The organism is Hymenobacter sp. GOD-10R (genome assembly GCF_035609205.1).
Taxonomy (GTDB): Bacteria; Bacteroidota; Bacteroidia; order Cytophagales; family Hymenobacteraceae; genus Hymenobacter.
Map to the genome: position 1 here is coordinate 4587976 of NZ_CP141184.1, position 22151 is coordinate 4610126.

Genomic DNA, 22151 nt, shown 5'->3' on the forward strand with positions numbered 1-22151 from the left:
GTTAGCAGCGTGTAAAACGAAGTTCACGTTTTACACTACGTGTCGCAGACGTTTAGCGCTATGCTTTACTTTCATTGGCTAGCCCCAGCATTTTTTCTAGCGCGTCGCCATCTAGGGGTTTGGTGAAATAACCTTTCACTGCCTTATACCCTCTCGACTTTTCTATGTCTTCGGGGTGGATAGAAGAAGTTAGCACACAAACGCACACTTCCTTGGGCAGCTGTAGCGCGGAGAAGGCGTCCAGAAACTCCCACCCGTCCATCACCGGCATGTTGAGGTCGAGTAGAATCAGATCTGGAACTTCTTCTTGCCGTTGTAATGCGAGCAGCGTGTCGTAAGCTTCTTGGCCGTTTACGTACTTCTGTACTTCGCCAAAAGCCTTGTTCTGCTTTACAATCAGCTCCGTTATAACCAACGTAATTGGGTCGTCTTCAATAACATAAATCAAATCAAACACTTTCACTGAAGTAGACTTTAAAGGTGGATCCACTACCTAGCTCGCTCTCCACATCAATCTTACCGTTCATTGCTTCAATCTGATTCTTCGTGATAAAGAGGCCAACGCCGCGGGCATCTTCGTTGCTGTGGAAGGTTTTGTACATTCCGAAGAGCTTCGTGCGGTGACGATTCAGATCAATACCTAGGCCATTATCTTTAATAGTTAGAACGGTATACCCTTCTTCCAGATAGTAGCCCAATGCGATAATGGGGTAAGTATTAGTGGAGCGGTACTTAATAGCATTGCTAATTAAGTTGAGCAAAATACTGTCCAGGTACGCAGGCACCACGTTCACTGTTATAATAGACGGAATGTCGACGGAAACGGCGATGCTACTTTCGTGGATAAGTATATTCAGTGCCTCCAGGGTTTTGTTCACCTCTTCCCGCAGATTGCGCGGCTCTTTGGGCTGATTGGCGTGGCTGTTAGCCGTTACAATCTCATTGAGGTTGACGATGGTTTCGGCTAACTTATCGGTGCTGGTTTTCAGCATTTGCAGAAACATCGCACTTTGCGCCTGGTCCGTCGAAAGCTGCATGAGTTTCACCAGCGACGTCAAGTTGGCCGAGTGCGAACGGATGTTGTGAGAAATGATGTAGGCGAAGTTTTGCAGCCGATTATTTTGCTGCTTGGTTATCTCCAGTAGCTTTTGCGACCTTTCTAGGTTCTCGACGAGCAGCGTCACATCATATCCTACGCATAGGATTTCGCTTATCTGGCCAGCACTATCGAGTAACCCTTTGAATTCCCAGTGGTTAGATTTGACGGTACCGTCGCGGTAGGGCTTGCGCAGAATAACCTGGTGCGGAATTTCGGGCTCGGCAAAGCAACGCCCCACCACCCCGATGCATTTGGGCCAATCTTCTTCAACGATGCTCTGCAAGGACGACGTGCCGATGATCTTGCTATCGTAACCGAAACGCTCGTAGAAGAAATCGTTTACGTACGTGTACTTGCCCTGGGCATCAGTCTTGATAATGTACACCGACTGATTACTCAGAATAGATCCGTAGTGACTGGCTAGCTCGTGCGCATATATTTCCTCGTTGCGCTGCTTGGTAAAGTTCGTAAGCACCCCCAGCATCCGGTACGGCTGGCCGGCTTCATCCTGTATCAGAAGGCCTTGGCACAGCAACCAAACGATAGCCCCACTCTGGTGCGTACACCGCACTACCTGTTCGTAGCTTTTTGTGGACGAGGCAGTACAATGCGCGACGTGCGCATTAAGAGCAGCTAGGTCTTCTGCATTCACCACAGCCTGCCAACGTTCTACTACGTTTGGCAGCGCTTCCGGGTCATGCCCGACGGTGCGCCAGAACTTGGGAGATATCCACCGGTTTTCTGGGTTGTGCAGATCCCAGTACCAGAGCCCACCCAGCGAAGATTCTTGGATAAAGTCAAAAACTACACGTTGCGTCTTTTGTAGCTGGACAAGCTCTTCGTGGAGATAATTCATATCGGTAATTTATTGGCTTTGACAAGACAATCGACCTCACACGGGTAGCACTAATCTTGCCGAGGGCTAAACAATACAGACAAAAATATACCGCTACGCTTGACCTTAGTGTAGTTTTCTACAAACCCCTCCTTTCGTCACGGTCAACCTCCTGTATGACACGTTGACCTCATTCCTTTTCGAACACGGGTTCAATATGTCCGGTGGCGCTGATCTGCAAGGCAGCCGCATAGCGTGCGCCCGTGCGCTGCGACAAGAAGCCGCGAATGACACCAGTTTTACCTTTGCGCAGCAACTGGTTCATCTGCACGTCGCTCAGCGTTTTACCACCCCACTCAAACGGCGCCCGGAACTGGCAATCTTCCCGGAAGCGCGAGCAGCCCCAGGCCGTTTTGCCGCGCAGCATGGTACCTAGCTTGCACACTGGGCATGGAATCACGCCGGGGTCTTGGGCCGTTGTAGGCTTGCTTTCGGCAGCACGCACCAGTTCTAGCTGGTGCTGCGGCGTAAGGCGCACAGCCGCGTCGAACTTGGCTCCGGCATCGTCTACGAAGCTTTTAATAACGGGCGTGCGGCCTTTGGCAAGCAACGCACTTACTTGCTTGTCGGTGAACTTCTTCCCTTCAAATTCGGCGGGTAGTCGAAACTGACAATTCTCCCTAAAGCGGGAGCAGCCGAATGCCGTTTTGCCGCGCAGAATGTGCCCCGCACCACAAGACGGGCACGGACCTAGGCTCCCCGGAATGGCAGGCGTAGCAGGTTTAGCTCCTGGAGCTTGCGAGCCACCTTTTGCCGCAGCTGTAGCTGCTGCTTCAGGGGCGCCTACGGTAATAGAGCGGCGCGAACCGTCCTGCTTTACTTCCAACACCATCTCACGCACGAGGCTTTTCAGCTCGCCCAAGAACTGGTCTGAGTCTAGGTTGCCGGCTTCGATCTGGCGCAGCTTCTTCTCCCACTGCCCCGTCAGCTCCGCCGACTTCAGCGTGGGGTTACGAATCAGACCAATCAGCTCAACTCCAGTCGATGTGGGTACAATCTTCTTCTTATCGCGCCGGATATAGCCGCGTTTAAACAGCGTTTCAATGATCGCTGCCCGGGTACTCGGTCGCCCGATACCGTTTTCCTTCATGGCCTGGCGCAGCTCATCATCGTCGATGTTGCGACCGGCCGTTTCCATCCCGCGCAACAGCATGGCCTCGCTGTACTCGCGCGGAGGTTGGGTCACTTTCTGGTCAAGACGCGGCTTGTGCGGGCCACTCTCGCCTTTTTCGAAGGTAGGCAGCACGGTATTCACGACGTCATCGTCGCCTTCGGTGCCCGCTTTCGGCGTGGCGGGTGCTTGCTGGGCCGCCGGGTCGCCGTACACCACGCGCCAGCCGGGGTTCAAAATCTGACGCCCCCGCACGCGAAATGGGTAACCAGCCGCCTCGGCCGTCACGGTTGTGTTCGACACTTCGCAGTCGGGGTAAAATGCGGCTAGGAAGCGCCGCACGATGATGTCGTACACGCTCGACTCATTGCCCCCTAGGCCGTTAGCGGTGGCACCCGTTGGGATGATGGCGTGGTGGTCGGTGACTTTCTGGTTGTTGAAGACCTTAGTCGACTTCCGGATCTTATTGGCCAGCAGCGGCTGCGTAAGGCTGTGGTAAGCGCTTAGCCCTTTAAGAATGCCGGGAATTTTGGGGTACTGGTCGTCGGGCAGGTAAGTGGTATCCACGCGCGGGTAGCTCACCACCTTCTTTTCATAGAGGCTCTGCACCGTTTTGAGCGTGTCTTCAGCTGACAAACCTAGCTGGTTGTTGCATTGCACTTGCAGCGAGGTCAGGTCGAAGAGCGCGGGCGGCGACTCGTAGCCTTTCTTGATTTCGACACCGGTGACGGTGAGCGGCGCGGGCTGCACGGCCGCCAGGGCCGCCTTGGCTTCCTCCTCGCTCACGAAGTAGCCACGCGCTTTCAGCCTAGCTTTTTCGTCGGGCTCATCGTCGTCGGCTTTACTCTTCTTAGGCGGCGCCACGTGGCTGAACATAGTGCCGCGGTACTCCGTGCGCAACACCCAGTACGGTTCGGGCTTGAAGTTCTGAATCTCGTGGTACCGGTCTACGAGCAGCGCTAGGGTTGGCGTTTGCACGCGCCCAATGCTGAGCACCTGCTTTTGGCCGGCGGCGTACTTGAGTGTGAATAGGCGCGTGGCATTCAGACCTAGCAACCAGTCACCCACGGCGCGGCTCTTGCCGGCTTGGTAAAGGCGGTCGAACTCGGCACCGTCGCGCAGGTTCTGGAAGCCCTGGCGAATGGCTTCCTCGGTCAAAGAAGAAATCCAGAGGCGCTTGAAGGGCTTGCGGTACTTGGCCTCGGTGAGCACCCAACGCTGAATAACCTCGCCCTCCTGCCCGGCGTCGCCACAGTTGATGACTTCCTCGGCGTTGGCCAGCAAATTTTTGATAACGTTGAACTGACGCACCACGCCGTCGTCGCGGCGCATGAGTTTGATGCCGAAGTTATCGGGCACCATGGGTAGGTCGTGGATGCTCCAGCGCTTCCACTCGGGGCGGTAGTCTTCGGGTTCGCGCAGCTGGCAGAAGTGCCCGAAGGTCCAGGTTACTTGGTAGCCATTGCCCTCAAAGTAGCCGTCCATCTTCCGGTTGGCACCGATGACGTTGGCAATTTCGCGGGCGACGCTAGGTTTTTCGGCAATGCAAACTTTCAAATCGCAGGGTGTTGCTGATTCAATGATTTCGCTGAGCTAGCTCAGCAAGGAATCAACAAAGATACACGGAGAAAAAGTCGATTTCGCTTGTGACTTCTCGCTTGAAATGGCTAGGTGTTGCTGCCGACTTATATATTTACAACTAAGTATATCCAACCGACTACATAAGGGTTCCTTTCTGCTGCCTACTCTCTAGGATTTCCTTTACTTCTCTCTTGGAACCTACCCTACCACCCAACTTATGGGAGCGTATCCGGGCTTTTGAGCTCGACGATCCGGCTGCTTCCTTTTCCTTTACAGACCGCCTAGCGCGGGAGAACGGTTGGCCCTTAGACTATGCCCTCCGCGCGGTGCTGGAGTACAAAAAATTCATGTTTTTGCTGTGCCTCGCGCCGCACCCGCTCACTCCTTCCGACCCAGTAGATCAGGTGTGGCACTTGCACTTGCTGTACACCCAGTCGTACTGGGTAGCGTTTTGCGACCAGGTGCTCGGGCGCCCTATTCACCACGGTCCCACGAAAGGCGGCCCTAGCGAGCAGACCAAGTTTGAGAACTGGTACGAACGCACGAAGCAACTGTATCACACCACGTTCAATGCCTTGCCACCTGCTGACATTTGGCCCGATAGCGAGACCCGATTCCGGGAAATCAACTTCCGGCGTGTGAACCTTGATGCTTATTGGTTAGTACCTAAACCTAGCTTTCGGCGCAACTGATGCCTGCCCTTACGGACTTCTCTCCTGCTGAGCTTTTGCTCGTTGTTCACGAGCGTCACGCTCCTCTTCTACGACAGCTTCTGCGCCTTACATTTCTGGATCTGTTGCGCAAGGAAGCACTTAGCTTAGAACATCGGTATAGTCAACCGCACCCTAGCGACCCTGCGGTTCTGTATACCTACGTATGCGCAGGCCCTATGCTAGGTGCTTACTCGTATTTGCCCCATGAGAAGCCGCTCCTAGAGTTATTCCTACAAGACCCTTCTTTCCAGACGCAATTTCGGCAGTACGTCAGGATGCTTATGCAGCGCGTAGGCTCCGTGCGCGCTTACTATCAGTTGATCTTGCAAAATGACCGCACCGCTGAGTTGTTCATTCACGCCTCTTGGTGGCGGCGCCTGATTGGCTACATAACGCCAACCACTCAAGGCAGCAATTTCGATCAGTTTGTTCGAAATGAGTTAATTAACCTAGATAAGCAATTGGTACGATGTGCCAACCAGCCCACAGCCGAAACTCAAACGTGGCTGCACAATTTGCAAGGATTACTCTTTCTGCTTCCCTCATTTACTTCGCCGGTTGGGCGCCAGCTAGAAACAGAAATGCGGGAGCTTGAGCATGTAGAAGGCACTAGTGACGCGGGCGGGTCTACTTGGAATGATTGCGCGGATACGTTTGACAGCCATTGCCCGTCGCACGATGGGCATAGTGGCTGCGGCGGGCACGGAGATGGACATGGGCACAGCAGCGACAGTGGGTGTAGCAGCGGCTGCTCCGGATGCAGCAGTGGCTGTGGGGGATGTGGTGGTGTTGACTAACCTACTCACTGCTTTTTACCACCGCAAGGAACCTAGCTGGATTCATTCCCACGTTTCTACTCAGCCGGACTACAAACCCAATGGGCTGAGTAATAAAGAAGAATAGCTGGCTCAGACGAACGGTTTTGTGAGTATTCCATACATGCGCAGCAACCTAGCTATGTTTTTCTTACGTAAGCGTTGGGTTGTCATAACGCAATGGAATTCACGACCTCCACTATACCAGCTGCCTTACCCTCCCCTGCGGCCAGCCTCAAAGTTTGGGCACGAATTGGCTTTGCCTCACTCGGGTTCGTGTACTTGGTACTAGGTGTGCTCGCGACTATGGCTGCGCTCGGCTTGCGTGGCAGCAATGCGCCAAGTCAGCAGGAGGCCTTTCAAGCCATTCAGCACATGCCGCTAGGTCAGGCTTTGCTATGGCTCATTGCGGGTGGCCTGTTGGGGTATGTGGCGTGGCGCTTTGCCCAAGCTCTACTTGACACGGAAAACCAGGGATCCGCTGTGAAAGGCTTAGCCGTCCGGGGGTTCTATATATTTAGCGGACTACTGCACGGAGTCCTAGCTTTTTACACCGCCAGAATTGCCTGGCATGGTCACCTCCCGCCCAGTGACAACACCAGCCAATCGACGCTACGAAGCGTACTGCACCACCACTACGGGCAGGCACTGCTAGGGCTAGTTGGGTTGATTGTGCTAGGTGCCGGCGTCGTCCAGCTCTACCGCGCTTGGTCGGGAAAGTTCGATACCGACGTACAGTTCAGTCCATTTACGCACGCCCAACGGCTACTCGTGCACCGCATGGGCCAAGTTGGCTACAGTGCCCGCGGCGTGGTGCTCCTCATTATGGGTTACTTCTGCTTTATGGCTGCCCAGCATGCCAACATCAATGAAATACGTGACACAGAGGGTTGCTTTAAGGCGCTGCAAGCCATGAGTCCAGAAGCGCTCGGCGTAGTTGCGCTGGGGCTAGTCGTTTACGGACTTTACATGTTTATTCAGGCCCGCTTTCCGATTCTGCGACGAGTCTGACCTAGGGTATGGCGTGCATAATCAGGGGAATTTCAGTTTCCCAAGCACCTCTCTTTTAAGATAGAGGCCTGTTTTTGGTCGATGAAAGGGCGATACAGTTGGTTGAGCTAGGAGGTAATGGCAAGCTAGCTTTTAGAGCTCCATAGGTCTATTAACTACCTCCAGGCGCAGCCGTAAACTCTGCTAGCGTTCTACGCTTCTGGCTTGCGCCAGAAAACGTCCCTCTCATTACCAAAACCAACCTCTTATGGATACTACCACTTTCGAAGCAACCACGACGGTCGAAACCATCAAAACGCCTGCTTACGGCGCCACCAACTCCATCTTCAACGGTCTGAAGCGCATGGAAATTGAGCGCCGCCTCCCCCAGGGCGACGAAGTTCATATTGATATCCTATACTGCGGGGTGTGCCACTCCGATGTGCACCAGGTGAAAAACGATTGGAAAAACACGGTGTATCCGTGCGTACCAGGCCACGAAATCGTTGGTCGGATCTCGCAAATCGGTAGCGCCGTCACCAAGTTCAAGGTCGGCGACCTGGTAGGCGTGGGCTGCATGGTTGACTCGTGCGGCGAGTGCCAACCCTGTAAGCACGGCGAGGAAAATTACTGCCAAGGCCCGGTGAGTTGGACGGCCACGTACAACGGCCCGATGAAGCCCGACGGCAGCGGCGCCAACACCTTCGGTGGCTACTCCACCAACATCACCGTGAAAGAGTCGTTTGTGTTGCGCATTCCGGAAGGTCTCGACATCACAGCGGCCGCGCCTATCTTGTGCGCGGGTGTCACGACCTATTCACCGATGAAGCACTGGAATGTGAAAGCCGGTGACCAGGTAGGTATCGTGGGCCTCGGCGGCCTAGGTCACATGGCCGTGAAGATAGCCAAAGCGTTAGGCGCTAACGTAACTGTGCTTACAACTTCCAAGGATAAAGTAGCCGATGCTGAAGCATTCGGCGCCCACGAAGTCATCATCTCGACTGACTCTGCGGCGATGAAGCAGCACGAAGCCACGTTCGATTTTATCCTCAACACCATCCCCGACGCGTACGACATCTCCGATTACGTGTCGCTGCTCAACCTCGACGGCACCATCGTGGCCGTTGGCTTGCTAGGCGAATACAAGAAGCCGCTCAACAACATGGATATGGCCATGTACCGCCGCACGGTGGCGGGCTCCATCATCGGGAGCATCGCCGAAACCCAAGAGGTACTAGATTTCTGCGCCGAGCACAACATCTTGCCCGAGGTACAAATGATCAAGATGCAGGACATCAACAAAGCGTTCGACGACCTGCTTGATAAGGAAGTGCGCTACCGCCACGTCATCGATATGCAGTCATTGAAGGAGGAAGAAGCATAAGCACCTAGCTCCTTTGCAAAACGGCCTTGCAATAGTTCACGTGAGAACCGCTGCAAGGCCGTTTTGTGTACAGGGCTTCGAAGAAGCCCAGCAAGTTAGTCTCGGTATTTCGGCATTTCCTCCGGTTGCGAGAGCAAGCCGGCGGTCAATTCTACTGCTCCAATCGCTAAGAAGGCGTTGCGGGCGGCTTTATTTTTAGAGAAACCTAGCAGCCAAGGGGCACTAGCCGCTAGCACACCGGCAGCTATGTCCAGAATAAGGTGCGTTTTGAAGGGTATCTTCTTGAACACGCCCCATTCGGCTCGGGTAAATAAGCCAACGGTCAGGACGTTACCGGCCAGCACGCGCGTCATCGTAACGGCGCTCTTTTCGTCTTCGAAGCCAGCTAGCTTTGGTAAAGCAAGAACCATGGGTATGTAACTCAAATCGGCAACGCCGTGCATTTGACGCGAAATAGGCTTTTCCATACTACAAGAAAGTGGGATGATGAATACAAGCAGTACGTCAAGCTTTTTGGAAAAGGTATTGTCGAGTTGGCAACAACTTTATGACCTTCCAGCTATCAGCACCTTCCACAAGCGCTCCTTAACAGTTCGAACAGACTAGTCGCTTTGCTTGGAATATTCAAGTATTCATGTGCCGCTCACTTAACGAGCGGTAGGTTTGGACCATCGTTCAACCACTTGTTTTTTCGTCATGAAAAAGTACCTAGTTCCGGTTGTCGCTCTGGCTTTGGTTACGGTTCCTGCGTGGGCCGGTCCCAGCCACCCCGTCACTGCAAAGCTTATTCCCGCTTATTCCATCCTGCTACCCGGCGTAGAAATCGATGGCATCAGCCCCACAAAACATCTGCCGCGCACAGCGCATCCGCGGCCCGTACATCGTACCAAATCGGTGAAGCATTAAGCAGAACATGCTGCAACAAACGCCTAGTTCTTGAGGCGTAAGCATACCCAAGCTTAGGCGTCTCTCACACGCAGGCGTCTACTCACTTGCTTGTCTTAGGGCATAAAAAAACCACCGAAGCTTAATGCATTCGGTGGTTTTAACACGCCAGCCCTTTCCCCTCAGTCTAGGCCAGCGTGGTACTGGTGTTAGCTCACGCGCTGCATGGAGCTATCAGCTTCTTGTTCTTCGACATGCAGGGTGTTTGCCTGTTCTTCTATTGGCACCACTGGCAAGGCTAGCTCATCGCTCGAAGGCTTCGCGCTTGTTGCGTAAATGTGTGCGTACTCGTGAAGGTCATCTTCCACGCGCAAGTCTTTCAGCAGGCCATCACGCACGTCGTACACCAGGCCATGCAAGCGCGGCGGGTTGTCTCCTTTGCGTGCGTTCTGGATGATGTTGGTTTTCGACAAGTTGCGTACCTGCTCGATTACGTTCAGTTCCACGAGGCGTCGCAGACGCGTCTCCTCGTCATTGATGCGCAAGTATTCTTTTTCGTGCAGCCGAATAACGTCCCGAATGTTGGTCAGCCAGTTATCAATCAAGCCATATTGCTTATCGGCAGCAGCAGCAGCCACACCGCCACAACCATAGTGACCTACCACCATAATATCTTGCACACCAAGCACCTCCACAGCGTATTGCAACACGCTCAGCAGGTTCATATCGGAGTGCACCACTAGGTTCGCAATATTGCGGTGCACGAACATCTCCCCTGGGCCAGTGCCTGTGATATTGCTCGCGGGCACTCGTGAATCGGAGCAGCCAATGAATAAATACCGCGGCTTCTGGCCCTTCGCTAGTCGGTTGAAGTAGTCAGCATCATTCGCTAACTTTTCTTTGACCCATTTGCGGTTGTTTTCCAGAATCTCTTGCATCAGTGGGAATTAGATTTGAATGTTGCTGCTAATTTCAACGTGCAAGTATTTGTTTACAAGAACGAAGCATCTTTCAAAAGCGCCTGTAACAGATGGGTGGTTGCGCCAGCGGGCGCAGACGCAGTTACACCCTAAGCAGTTTTAATCATAGCAGCAGAGCTAGCTTCGCACCGGCGATAATGGCTTGGTAAAAATGGCCTGCCAGTACGAGATGGTACAAGTCTACAACCACGCCGTTAAGACCAAATTAAAAGAGCGTTAAAAGGAAATTAAAAATTACAACTGTTTGATTATCAATAATAAATATCAGCAAATAAGTTATAAGCTATGCTACCGTCCTGGGGCAACAAGCTTCACATAGCTGGTAATTCTAAGCGCACCTGAGTTCCCCTACCTAGCTCGCTCTCCACGGTTATGGTGCCGCCATGCAGTTCCATGATCTTAGCTGTCAGCGGTAGCCCAATGCCATGCCCCGGCACGTTGCGCACCGTCGCGGCCCGAAAGAAAGGCACGAATACTTGTTGGCGGTCCGCTTCGCTCATGCCTACCCCTTCATCGCGCACTTCCAAACTCACCATCCGTCCATTGGTTGCCAACACTGCCAGGATAGGTTGTTTAGAGCCCATCGAAAACTTGCAGGCATTCTCCAGAATATTGAGCACGGCCGCCAGTAGCAGCGCTTCGTTGCCGTACACGCTGAACGGAATGGCCGTCATGTGCGCTGACGCTTCGTTGAAATCTAGGTCGATCCGGCAGGTAGGCTGGCGGCGCTGCATTTCTTCGTGGGCCTGCAACACCAGCTCGTCTAGGCGCACCGACGTGAGCGGCACCTGCGAAGGGTCGTCCGACACTTTTGCAATCTGCAACAAGCCGTTCGTTAGATCTTTCAACAGACGCGCCGCATCTAGGGTACTCTGTAGCACGCGCCGGTACTCGCCAGGCGTGCGCTCCTGCATCAGCGCCACTTCCAGTTGCCCAATGACAGCCGTGATGGGCGTACGCAGTTCATGCGAGGCATCGCGCACGAATGTACGCTGCCCTGCAAACGCTGTTTCAAGCCGATCGAGCAAGCTGTTGAAGCGCTGGGCTAAGTGCGACACCTCGTCTTGGCCATCGGCCTGCGACAGGCGCTGGTGCAGATCCGACGCCCGGATATTATCTACCTCCTGCACAATACGCTTCATGGGGCGCAGGGCCTGCCCGGCAAAAAACCAACTTCCTAGCCCCACAATGAGGAAAGAGCCGAGTAGCCCAGCTAGCAAAATCTGGCGTTCCTGCCGTAGCTGCTCCCGGGTTGTAGTATCGAGCGAGGACGCCACTACTACAAAATCGCCGCGGCGGGCATCGCGGTAGAGCAGCCCTACCGTTTGCCGGTAGTCAGGACCTAGCACCACCTCCTGCCCAGTTTGCCGCACCGCACTAAGCAAGTCAGCGGGCACGGCCATTATCGTTTCCTGCCCTTCGCGAAATACGATTTCGTTGGCAGCATTATATACGTATACTTCTTCCTCGGGCAGGGTGCGATAAAACTGCCGCAAATAGCGTCGGTACGAGGCACGACTTTCCTCGTCGGCCCGGTTAGTTCCATCCAAGTACACGTGCGCTACAATGCGCGCCCGCGCAAACAAGATCTCGGTGAAGTACTGCCGCCAAGAGTAGTATGAAAAGAAGTAAATGACCAGCGTAAATAGCACCAGCGTGACGGCCAAAATAGCGGCAAACTGCAAGGCTAGGCGCGTGCGAATGGTCATAGGCTGAAGGATTGAATTAGTAGATAGTTGAATGGTCGGCTATTGCAGCTTGAGCCTACGTCGTCCTTCTCGCAAAGAAAGGACTTGTGACTTCCCCGTTCAGCTAGACATCCATGGCTTACCCCCTAGCTGCTTAATAAGCCGCCAGCTAACACACCGTTATTCTTCCTTCATTACGTAGCCCATGCCCACGAGTGTATAGATGAGCTTAGGCGAAAAGTCTTTATCTACCTTTTTGCGCAGGAAGTTGATGTACACATCAATCACGTTGGAGCCGGTATCGAAGGACGTTTCCCAGACGTGCTCCAGGATATCAACCCTGGAAATTACCCGTCCTTGGTTGCGCAGCAGGTATTCGAGCAGGGCAAACTCACGAGCCGTGAGCTGAATAGCCTGCCCCGCACGCTGCACAAGCTTGCGCGCTGGATCGAGGGTAAGATCGGCTAAGCGCAACACAGCCCCGGCCGCTGGCCCCTCCTGACGGCGCCGAGCCAGGGCCCGAATGCGCGCCAGCAACTCCTGAAACGCGAAGGGCTTAACCAAGTAATCGTCGGCACCTGCATCGAGGCCCCGGATCTTATCATCCGTTTCGCCGAGGGCCGTGAGCATCAGAATGGGGACGGCCGGGTTTTGGGCCCGCACCTGCCGACACACTTCGAGCCCACTGAGGCTAGGCAGCAGCGTGTCGAGGATAAGCAGATCGTAGGAGTTAGCTAGCGCCATACGTAAGCCCACCAAGCCGTCGGGCGCTAAGTCGACAGCATACTGCTGCTCCGTCAGGCCTTGGTGCAAAAAAGCGGCTACTTTGGGTTCATCTTCAACCAGCAGGATCTTCATCGGGAAAGGGCGAGGATAAGGGCAACAAACTACTTCTGTCTGTTGCGGTTGCGGGCCCCAAGATACAGGACTAAGCCGGGTCGCCTAGTACCTAGCTCCTGATAAGCTGATTCTGCTGATTTAGCGAATACGCTATGAACGCAGATTCATCTGCGCAATAATAGAAGGTAAATAACTAGCTATAAGAACTTTATAATACCTAAAAGGCTACTAGATGATGTAGCCCAAACAGCTAGAAACTTGCTGTAGCAATTCATTGGGAGTAAGAAACTGATTACTCATCACTACCGTTTGACATATAGCTACAAGTGCTGCTTGCTGCCTAACCGTGAGTTTGAGTGACGTATACCGTTCCTGCACAAACTCAGACAGCCAGCAACCAGCCTGTGCCGAGTTGCCTTTGTATAACGCTGCGCGAAGATTTACCTCATTCTCTGACATGGGCTTTTATCTTAACAGGTATTTCTACAAAGTTATTATTCCTAAGTCCAATTTTCAAAGATGCTCCCTACATCCCCAGCAGTTATTTTTTATGCACAGTTCTGGCTTGGCACTGCGTACCTAGGTACCAGAGTTTCAGGAGCTGAGGTATAGCATCTGTTTTCGTCCTCTTTCGTCCGCCTCCTTAGTAACGCTAGACCCTTGGCTGGTCGCCCACCGGCCAACGGTAAGTCTAGCGTGAAGCGCACCGTCCGTTCCATACAATGCAGACTTTTCGCAAATTAGTTGATACCCCTTCTCTCACTGTTTCCTATGATGGTCCTAACGATTGGTTGTATATCGAATGGAAAGGAGAACATGATAAAACCTCAGTACTCGCTGGCTTCGAGGTTATTATACGATGCTTGCAAGCATGGGAATGTAGAAAGATTTTGAACGATAGTAGTCAGGTAACTAGCAGTTGGGAAACATCTGCACAGTGGCTAGGTCGTGATTGTCTTGACAGCATTGCCCAACAGGGCGTTCGTTATGTCGCCTGGATCTACTCTCCTCTCTGGTCTGACCAACACGCCATTGATGCCAGCATGCAGTTCATCACCAATCCCATCGTGATTATGTTTGAAGAATTGGCTACTGCGTACGCATGGCTGAAGCAGAGCCGGTAGGCACCGGTTATGCTACTTCATGTCGGCAAGAATAGTACATCGTTTAGGTTATATAGAGTGATATTGACAGAGATCAACTAACATAATGTCGCGCGGTGGTAGGCTGTCCTAGGTGCATCACTTTATAACCTCTCGGCCCTAGAATCGCCCCTAGGTAAAAGCCTATAAATGCAAAATGAAATAATTGGATATTTCCAACTAGGCATTTTACAAAAAGTTCCATCTTCAGCTTTTATTGCCAGCATATGTACCTAGCAGGGCGCTAAGGCGTTTTCTTGGGCTATTTGTATCTAGCTAATCACTAAGCTTATAGGACTTGAACGCCACGCCTAGCTCCGGTTAGGCAAAAAAGCACAATTGTTTACAGCTAGTAAATCCAGCTAACTACTTCACTACGTATGTATTTGCCGCAGGTAACAGTACGTTTTCTGCTGGTATGTTCCCGAAAAGCCTCAGTCAGTGATTGAGGCTTTTTTATAGCTCCTCAAGGCATTCGGCCTTCTACTTAGGAGCAAGAACCCTCCCCTTTTCCTACGGCTTATAAAAGCGCTACCAAGAAGCTACCGCCTAGCTTTTGTGGTTTGATCTAACGTCCGACCAACCAGCTGAATAGAAAGTAGTAAAGCTATAGAAACGAGCCTCTATACTCCTTAAACACAAGGATATAACCGCGTATTGCAATTCCCTGAATAGGTTTTTAAAAATAATTTCTTGCACAAATTTTTGTTTATATAATGTGATTACACTATGTTTATAAAAAATATAACGTATCTGGTAAGCATGGAGCACATTTTCTCTCTCCCTTCAGCCGCTCTAAAGGTAAACTCTACAGTAGCCCAACCCACTTTTCTCAAGCGGGCTTTCGACATTGCATTTGCCTCTTTGGTACTGATTTTTTTGCTCAGTTGGTTGGTGCCGCTGATTGCACTAATTATCAAAATTGATTCAAGAGGACCGGTCTTTTTTAAACAACTACGCACAGGCAAAGATGGGTTACCCTTCTACTGCCTCAAGTTCCGCAGCATGCGCATGAGCGCTGATGCTGACCACAAGCAAGCTAGCCGTGGCGACAACCGCATCACCCGTATTGGTGCCATGCTGCGCAAAACGAGCATAGACGAGCTGCCGCAGTTCATCAACGTGTTGCGAGGCGAAATGTCGGTGGTAGGGCCGCGCCCGCACATGCTCAAGCACACGGAAGATTACGCCCGCGTGATTGACAACTTCATGGTGCGCCACGCGGTGATGCCTGGCATCACGGGCCTTGCACAAGTAGCGGGTCACCGCGGCGAAACCAAGGAGCTTATAGCCATGACTAAGCGCGTAAATGCTGACATCTTCTACATCAAAAACTGGTCGTTTCTGCTTGATCTTAAAATCATTGTGCTCACCGTTTACCAATCCGCTAAAGGCAGCGAAAACGCCTTCTAGTACCCTTTTTCTTCTGCTCTCTCCCGCTCTCAGTTGCCCTATCCTACCCTTATCTAACCCCACCAATTTTCATTTAAGCTTGCTCAGCTGCTTCGTCATGTAACATTGCTTAACAACAAGCTTTCTATCTCAAATAAGACTAAACTTTACAAACACACCCAGCATGCATTCTTTTTATAACCTCTACCATCGTAGAAGGGGCTTTTTTCTGTCATTATTAATTCCATTGCTTGCCGTCGCTCCCCTCTCGATGGCAGCAGCTGAGCCGGTAGCAAGCCGGTCTATCTCTAGTAATGATAATCCTACGGCTCATCCGCAAGCACATCTAGCTTCCCCATCCGTTCGCTATACCACTGCTGCATCAACAAAGCGCAAAGCTGCTTTAGTGGATCTGCGCACGCCAGAAAACCCAGCCAGCACCGTTTCGGGTCTGGACTACAAGTATTATGAGGGTTTCTGGAAGGCGATTCCCAACTTCACTACTCTCACGCCGCTCAAAACGGGCGCTATCATGCAGCCGGCCCTAACGCCGGCGCAGCGCGACTACGGCTACGCCATGCAGTTCACGGGCTACGTGACCGTACCCACTGATGGCCAGTACACCTTCTACGTCAACTCCGACGACGGCTCGCTTCTCTACATCGGCAATACGCTGGTGGTCAACAACGATGGCACCCACGGCGACCAGGAGCTCAACGGCACCATCGGGCTGCAAGCCGGTACCCACGCCATTACCGTGGCTTACTTGCAGGATGCTGGCGGCCAGAACTTGCAAGTGAGCTATGCCGGCCCAGGCCTGAACAAGCAGCTCATACCGGCTTCCGCCTACAAGCGGGCCTCGACATCTACGTCGAACAAGGCACCGGTAGCTAATGCGGGCGCTGCTCAAACCATCACGCTGCCAACCAGCACCGTTACCCTCAATGGCAGTGGCACGGACAGCGACGGCACAGTGACAGGCTACCTCTGGAGCCAAGTAAGCGGCCCGAGCACCGGCACGTTCAGCAACAAAACGGTAGCCGCTCCTAGCGTGAGCGGGCTGCAGGCGGGCACGTATGTCTTCAGCTTGGTAGTGACCGATAACCTAGGTGCCCTCAGCACCGAGTCGCAGGTGACCGTAACCGTGAATGCTGCTTCGGGTCTGCGCACACCAGAGAACCCAACCAACACGGTAGCAGGCCTCGACTATAAGTACTACGAAGGTTTCTGGGATAATTTGCCAGCCTTCAATACCCTGACGCCCCTTAAGACAGGTACCGTTACGGCTCCGTCGTTGGCGGCTCAGCAGCGTGACTACGCGTTTGCGTTCCAATTCACGGGCTACGTGACTGTACCAACTGATGGTCAGTATACCTTCTACTCCAACTCCGACGACGGTTCCCGTATTTATATGGGTTCCACCTTGCTCTTAGATAACGACGGCTCGCACGGCGACCGGGAAATTGCTAGCACCATCGGCCTGAAAGCTGGTACACACGCTATTACCATTGCCTACTTACAAGGCTATGGTGGCCAGAATCTGCAAGTGAGCTACGCTGGTCCGAGCTTCGCGAAGACCCTTATTCCAGCCTCGGCTTACAAGCGCGCCACTACGGCTACAAACCAAGCGCCGGTGGCCAACGCTGGCGCCAACCAGAGCATCACCCTACCGACTAGCTCAGCAACGCTCAGCGGCAGCGGCACCGACGCCGATGGCACGGTGGCTAGCTACGCTTGGACGCAAGTAAGCGGCCCTAATACTGCTACCTTCACTAATAAGACAGTGGCTCAGCCGGTAGTGAGTGGCCTAACGGCCGGCACCTACGTGTTCAGCCTCATTGTCACCGACAACCTAGGCCTAGCCAGCGCTGCTGCTCAGACCAGTGTGACAGTTAGTTCAGCTGCCAACCAAGCACCAGTAGCGAATGCTGGCGCCAGCAAGACCATTACGCTGCCCACCAGCAGCACCACCTTGAGCGGTAGCGGCACCGACGCCGATGGCACCATTGCTAGCTATGCTTGGACCCAGGTGAGTGGTCCTAACACCGCAACGTTCTCTAGCAAAACCATTGCTGCACCGACCGTGAGTGGCCTAGCAGCTGGCTCTTACGTGTTCAGCTTGATCGTGACGGATAACCTCGGCCTAGCCAGTGCTGCCTCGCAAACAACAGTAACGGTTAACACTGTCGCTAACCAGGCTCCTGTGGCTAATGCTGGTGCTAGCCAGACCATCACTCTTCCAACGAGTTCGGTGACACTAACTGGCAGCGGCACGGATGCCGATGGCACGGTGGCTAGCTACGCTTGGACGCAAGTAAGCGGCCCCAACACGGCGACCTTCACTAATAAGACTGTCGCTCAGCCCGTAGTGAGCGGCCTAGCGGCCGGCACGTATGTGTTCAGCCTCATCGTGACGGATAACCTAGGTTTAGCCAGCGCTGCTGCTCAGACCACCGTGACGGTGAATGCCGCTAGCAACCTGCGTGCGCCAGAGAACCCGGCCAACGCAGTAGCCGGCTTGGATTACAAGTACTACGAAGGCTATTGGAATGCGCTGCCGACTTTCAGCACGCTCACTCCTACTCGCACTGGCACCGTAACGACCCCAACCCTGACGGCTGCTTTGCGTGACAATGGCTATGCCTTCCAATACACAGGCTACGTAACGGTACCCACCGACGGCCAGTACACCTTCTACACCAGCTCCGATGACGGCTCCAAGCTCTATATCGGCTCGACACAAGTGGTGAACAACGATGGTCTGCACGGAGATGTGGAACAAGCGGGTACAATCGGCTTGCAAGCTGGTACGCACGCCATCACCATCGCCTTCTTCGAAAACGACGGTGGCCAGAGTCTGCAAGTAAGCTATGCCGGACCTAGCCTCGCAAAGCAAGCTATTCCGGCTGCTGCCTATAAGCGCGTAGCCACCACTTCCAATCAAGCACCAGTTGCTAACGCAGGTGCTAACCAAACCCTGACCCTCCCCACGAACACGGCTACCTTGAATGGCACGGCTTCTACGGACGTGGATGGTACTATCAGCTCGTATAGCTGGGCGCAGGTGAGCGGACCTAGCAATGCAAGCTTTAGCAGCACCACCGCCGCTTCCGCAACTGTAAGCAATCTGGTTGCTGGCACGTATGTGTTCAGCTTGGTAGTTGCCGATAACCAAGGAGCTCTCAGCAACCCAGCGCAGGTTAGCATTACTGTAAACCAAAACGGAGCCCTGCGCACGCCGGAGAACCCCGCGAACACAGTGGCGGGGTTAGACTACAAGTACTACGAAGGCTTCTGGGATGCGGTGCCAAACTACAGCACGCTCACGCCGCTGAAAACGGGTACCACCACCGCCTTCGAGCTGACGGCGCAGCAGCGGGACTACGCCTTCTCCTTCCAGTTCACGGGCTACGTGACCGTGCCCACCGATGGGCAGTACACCTTCTACTCTAACTCCGACGATGGCTCCTTGCTCTACATCGGCTCGACGCTGCTCGTCAACAACGACGGCTCGCACGACAGCCGCGAGGTAAGCGGCACCATCGGCCTGAAAGCCGGTACCCACGCCTTCACTGTCTCCTACCTACAAGGCTACGGCAGCCAGAATCTGCAAGTGAGCTACGCTGGTCCGAACTTCGCGAAGACCATAATCCCTACGTCGGCTCTCAAGCGCACCACAACAGCTACGAACCAAGCGCCAGTCGCCAATGCTGGCGCCAACCAAAGCATCACCCTGCCCACGAGCAGTGTTACACTCGCCGGCAGCGGCACGGATGCTGATGGCACGGTGGCTAGCTATGCTTGGAATCAGGTGAGCGGCCCTAACACCGCAACGTTCTCCAGCAAAACCATTGCCGCACCGACTGTGAGCGGCCTAGCAGCGGGCACCTACGTGTTTAGCCTCATCGTCACGGATAACCTAGGCTTAGCTAGCGCTGCCGCGCAGGTAAGCATCACGGTGAACGCAGCAGCCAACCAAGCGCCAGTAGCTAATGCCGGCGCCAACAAGAGCATCACCCTCCCTACGAGCAGTGTTACGCTCAGCGGCAGCGGCACGGATGCTGATGGCACCATTGCCACATACGCCTGGAACCAGGTGAGCGGCCCCAACACGGCGACCTTCTCCAACAAGACTGTCGCCCAGCCGGTAGTGAGTGGCTTGGCAGCGGGCACCTACGTGTTCAGCCTCATTGTCACCGACAACCTAGGTCTAGCCAGCGCTGCTGCTCAGACCAGCGTGACAGTTAGTTCAGCTGCCAACCAAGCACCAGTAGCGAATGCTGGCGCCAGCAAGACCATTACGCTGCCCACTAGCTCTACCACCTTGAGCGGCAGCGGCACCGATGCCGATGGCACCATTGCTACCTATGCTTGGACCCAGGTGAGCGGACCCAACACGGCTACGTTCTCTAATAAAACGGTAGCTCAGCCCGTGGTGAGCGGCCTAGCAGCTGGCTCTTACGTGTTCAGCCTCATCGTGACCGACAACCTCGGAGTGGCTAGTGCTGCCTCGCAAACGACAGTAACAGTGAATGCCGCCGCCAATCAGGCTCCTGTAGCTAATGCCGGCGCTAATCAAAGCATCACACTACCTACGAGCAGCGTTACGCTGAGCGGCAGCGGTACCGACGCTGATGGCACCATTGCCACATACGCCTGGAACCAAGTGAGCGGTCCTAACACGGCTACCTTCACTAATAAGACTGTCGCTCAACCTGTGGTGAGTGGCTTGGCAGCTGGTACGTACGTGTTCAGCTTAGTGGTGACTGATAACCTAGGTTTGGCTAGCGCCGCTGCCCAAACGACAGTAACGGTGAATCCAAGTGCTTGTCAGTTGGCCAGCCCTACGGTAAACACTCCGGTGACGTATTGCCAAGGCTCTACTGCTAGCCCACTGAGCGCTAGTGTAACGCTGACATCTGGCGCCACGCTGAAAATCTACACGGTTGCTACGGGCGGAACATCGTTGGCAGCTGACTTCCAGCCGTCGACTGCAGCCCTCGGTAACACTACTTACTATGTAGCACAGGCATCGGGTACGTGCGAAAGCGGCCGCACAGCATTGGTTGTTACCGTTACTGCTGTACCAGGTACGCCTAACATTGCTACTACTGTTACGCTTTGCGTAGGAACCCAATCGACTGCTCTCACCACCTCGGTAACGGCCCCAGGTAGCACGCAAAGCGGCACTCCTACTCCCGCTAGCGCACTGCGCGTTTACACCGCAGCTACGGGTGGCACGGCATTGGCCGCTAACTTCCAGCCTTCTACCGCAGCAGTAGGCACGACCACCTACTATGTATCGCAAGTAGCAGGCACCTGCGAAAGCGCTCGTGTAGCAGTTACGGTGAACGTAGTAAGCAGCGTACCGGCACCGGTTGTTATTCCGCCAGCTGGGGTTGATGCTTCTAACATTGCCGCTTGGGGTGACTCGTTCACCGATGCGCAATACGGCTACTACCCACAGACGCTTTCGCAGCTCAGCGGCTATAGCGTGGCAAACCTAGGTATCGGCGGTCAAACGTCGGTGCAGATCAAGGACCGCATGCTCGCCGATCCAGCGAAGCACACCTGGCCGACGATCATCTGGGCTGGCCGTAATGACTCCGACCAGGGCGAACAAGTGAAGGCTAGCATTGCCGCTATGGTGGCTGCTCTTCCACACAAAGAATACATCGTGGTGTCCGTCTACAATGGTTCGGGCGAGAGCCCTGGCACCTACGGCTACGAGCACGTGATGTCCTTGAACGCAGACCTAGCTTCTATCTACGGTAGCCACTTCATGAACATCCGCCCCTACACCGTGTCGATGTACAACCCATCGGACCCAATAGACGTGGCTGACTACAACAACGATACGCCGCCGACCTCGCTCCGCTCGGACTTCCTGCACCCTAACAAGCCAGGTTGCTCGATCATTGCGAACTACATCTACGCGCACATCAACCAGTTGCTGAGCGTGAACTACTGCCAAGGCGCTACCTCTAGCTCACTGAGCACCAACGTACGCATGCTGAACGGGGCTACCTTGAAAGTATACACTGCTGCGACGGGTGGCACGGCACTAGCCACTGACTTCCGCCCATCTACGACGACCATCGGCAGCACTACGTACTATGTGTCGCAGACGCTCAACGGTTGCGAAAGTGCTCGTACGGCCGTTACGGTGAACGTGAACAACTGCTCTAGCACCGCTACCGCTAGCACCAGCAGCGCCCGGACCAGCAGCACGAGCACCAGCACTAGCACGAGCAGCATGACTTCGCTAAGCGCTTTCGATGTGTATCCGAACCCCTTCTCGCAGCAGGCTACGGTTGACTTCACCTTCACTCAAACGCAGTCGTACTCGCTAGAGCTGTATGACTCGTTCGGCCGCAAGGTGCAGCAGATTGCTACGGGCGAAGCACAAGCTGCTACGTCTTACTCGCACCACATCGACGGTACGAACCTCAACGAAGGCATCTACGTGGTGCGCCTCGTAGCAGGTAAATTCAGCAAGACGTTCACGCTGACGCTGAGTAAGTAACTAACTTCCGCTCCTCTCCCTACAACTTCCTATTACTACAAAAGAGCCGACCCTATGGTCGGCTTTTTTGTTTTATGCGCTTTGCTCACCCTAGACTATAGCAATTGCCT

General features: G+C 53.9%; 15 protein-coding genes. 8 read left to right on the forward strand and 7 right to left on the reverse strand.

Annotated features, from left to right (window positions below; genetic code table 11):
• Window positions 1–58: 58 nt before the first annotated feature.
• From SD425_RS18230 to SD425_RS18240, 3 genes are all read right to left on the reverse strand, one after another.
• A complete protein-coding gene (locus SD425_RS18230) occupies window positions 59–457 on the reverse strand; it encodes a response regulator (RefSeq protein ID WP_324671407.1) in 399 nt (132 codons plus the stop codon).
• The gene (locus tag SD425_RS18235) at window positions 450–1955 is read right to left on the reverse strand and encodes a PAS domain-containing sensor histidine kinase (RefSeq protein WP_324671408.1); all 1506 of its coding nucleotides are present in this window, start codon (window positions 1953–1955) and stop codon (window positions 450–452) included. Before SD425_RS18235 ends, SD425_RS18230 begins: the two co-directional genes overlap by 8 nt.
• 169 nt (window positions 1956–2124) lie before the next feature.
• On the reverse strand, window positions 2125–4662 hold the full coding sequence (locus tag SD425_RS18240) for a DNA topoisomerase 3 (RefSeq protein ID WP_324671410.1): 2538 nt from the start codon (window positions 4660–4662) through the stop codon (window positions 2125–2127).
• A 215-nt stretch (window positions 4663–4877) separates the two neighbouring features.
• Here SD425_RS18240 and SD425_RS18245 point away from each other — a divergent pair, with 215 nt between their 5' ends.
• The 4 genes from SD425_RS18245 to SD425_RS18260 all read left to right on the forward strand — a co-directional run bounded on the left by SD425_RS18245 (window position 4878) and on the right by SD425_RS18260 (window position 8588).
• A complete protein-coding gene (locus tag SD425_RS18245) occupies window positions 4878–5378 on the forward strand; it encodes a hypothetical protein (protein ID WP_324671411.1) in 501 nt (166 codons plus the stop codon).
• A gap of 657 nt (window positions 5379–6035) precedes the next feature.
• Window positions 6036–6302: a hypothetical protein gene (locus tag SD425_RS18250; protein ID WP_324671412.1), complete on the forward strand. Its 267-nt coding sequence runs from the start codon at window positions 6036–6038 to the stop codon at window positions 6300–6302.
• A 92-nt stretch (window positions 6303–6394) separates the two neighbouring features.
• The gene (locus SD425_RS18255; protein ID WP_324671413.1) at window positions 6395–7225 is read left to right on the forward strand and encodes a DUF1206 domain-containing protein; all 831 of its coding nucleotides are present in this window, start codon (window positions 6395–6397) and stop codon (window positions 7223–7225) included.
• A gap of 247 nt (window positions 7226–7472) precedes the next feature.
• Complete coding sequence (locus SD425_RS18260; RefSeq protein ID WP_324671414.1) at window positions 7473–8588, forward strand: NAD(P)-dependent alcohol dehydrogenase; 1116 nt, start codon at window positions 7473–7475, stop codon at window positions 8586–8588.
• A 95-nt stretch (window positions 8589–8683) separates the two neighbouring features.
• On the opposite strand, the gene SD425_RS18265 is transcribed toward SD425_RS18260, so the two are convergent.
• A complete protein-coding gene (locus SD425_RS18265) occupies window positions 8684–9055 on the reverse strand; it encodes a hypothetical protein (protein WP_324671415.1) in 372 nt (123 codons plus the stop codon).
• Window positions 9056–9284: 229 nt separating this feature from the next.
• Here SD425_RS18265 and SD425_RS18270 point away from each other — a divergent pair, with 229 nt between their 5' ends.
• Window positions 9285–9494, forward strand: a complete 210-nt coding sequence (locus SD425_RS18270) for a hypothetical protein (protein ID WP_324671417.1) — start codon at window positions 9285–9287, stop codon at window positions 9492–9494.
• Window positions 9495–9682: 188 nt separating this feature from the next.
• On the opposite strand, the gene SD425_RS18275 is transcribed toward SD425_RS18270, so the two are convergent.
• From SD425_RS18275 to SD425_RS18285, 3 genes are all read right to left on the reverse strand, one after another.
• Window positions 9683–10411 carry a carbonic anhydrase gene (locus SD425_RS18275; RefSeq protein WP_324671418.1) on the reverse strand — a complete coding sequence of 243 codons (729 nt, stop codon included), beginning with the start codon at window positions 10409–10411 and terminating at the stop codon, window positions 9683–9685.
• A 353-nt stretch (window positions 10412–10764) separates the two neighbouring features.
• Window positions 10765–12162: a sensor histidine kinase gene (locus SD425_RS18280; protein WP_324671420.1), complete on the reverse strand. Its 1398-nt coding sequence runs from the start codon at window positions 12160–12162 to the stop codon at window positions 10765–10767.
• A 159-nt stretch (window positions 12163–12321) separates the two neighbouring features.
• Entirely contained in the window at window positions 12322–12999 is a 678-nt protein-coding gene (locus SD425_RS18285) for a response regulator transcription factor (protein WP_324671422.1), read from the reverse strand.
• Window positions 13000–13703: 704 nt separating this feature from the next.
• Here SD425_RS18285 and SD425_RS18290 point away from each other — a divergent pair.
• The 3 genes from SD425_RS18290 (at window position 13704) to SD425_RS18300 (ending at window position 22041) form a co-directional block, all read left to right on the forward strand.
• The gene (locus SD425_RS18290; protein WP_324671424.1) at window positions 13704–14105 is read left to right on the forward strand and encodes a hypothetical protein; all 402 of its coding nucleotides are present in this window, start codon (window positions 13704–13706) and stop codon (window positions 14103–14105) included.
• A gap of 780 nt (window positions 14106–14885) precedes the next feature.
• A complete protein-coding gene (locus SD425_RS18295) occupies window positions 14886–15536 on the forward strand; it encodes an exopolysaccharide biosynthesis polyprenyl glycosylphosphotransferase (protein WP_324671425.1) in 651 nt (216 codons plus the stop codon).
• Between the two features lie 250 nt (window positions 15537–15786).
• A complete protein-coding gene (locus tag SD425_RS18300) occupies window positions 15787–22041 on the forward strand; it encodes a PKD domain-containing protein (protein ID WP_324671426.1) in 6255 nt (2084 codons plus the stop codon).
• The last annotated feature ends 110 nt before the right edge of the window (window positions 22042–22151 follow it).

Excerpts from the sequence above, each read along its gene's own strand:
- SD425_RS18300 (WP_324671426.1), top strand. The coding sequence starts at position 15,787 with ATGGCAGCAGCTGAGCCGGTAGCAAGCCGGTCTATCTCTAGTAATGAT.
- SD425_RS18265 (WP_324671415.1), bottom strand. The coding sequence starts at position 9,055 with ATGGAAAAGCCTATTTCGCGTCAAATGCACGGCGTTGCCGATTTGAGT.
- SD425_RS18285 (WP_324671422.1), bottom strand. The coding sequence starts at position 12,999 with ATGAAGATCCTGCTGGTTGAAGATGAACCCAAAGTAGCCGCTTTTTTG.
- SD425_RS18270 (WP_324671417.1), top strand. The coding sequence starts at position 9,285 with ATGAAAAAGTACCTAGTTCCGGTTGTCGCTCTGGCTTTGGTTACGGTT.
- SD425_RS18295 (WP_324671425.1), top strand. The coding sequence starts at position 14,886 with ATGGAGCACATTTTCTCTCTCCCTTCAGCCGCTCTAAAGGTAAACTCT.
- SD425_RS18255 (WP_324671413.1), top strand. The coding sequence starts at position 6,395 with ATGGAATTCACGACCTCCACTATACCAGCTGCCTTACCCTCCCCTGCG.
- SD425_RS18280 (WP_324671420.1), bottom strand. The coding sequence starts at position 12,162 with ATGACCATTCGCACGCGCCTAGCCTTGCAGTTTGCCGCTATTTTGGCC.
- SD425_RS18250 (WP_324671412.1), top strand. The coding sequence starts at position 6,036 with ATGATTGCGCGGATACGTTTGACAGCCATTGCCCGTCGCACGATGGGC.
- SD425_RS18290 (WP_324671424.1), top strand. The coding sequence starts at position 13,704 with ATGCAGACTTTTCGCAAATTAGTTGATACCCCTTCTCTCACTGTTTCC.
- SD425_RS18275 (WP_324671418.1), bottom strand. The coding sequence starts at position 10,411 with ATGCAAGAGATTCTGGAAAACAACCGCAAATGGGTCAAAGAAAAGTTA.
- SD425_RS18260 (WP_324671414.1), top strand. The coding sequence starts at position 7,473 with ATGGATACTACCACTTTCGAAGCAACCACGACGGTCGAAACCATCAAA.
- SD425_RS18235 (WP_324671408.1), bottom strand. The coding sequence starts at position 1,955 with ATGAATTATCTCCACGAAGAGCTTGTCCAGCTACAAAAGACGCAACGT.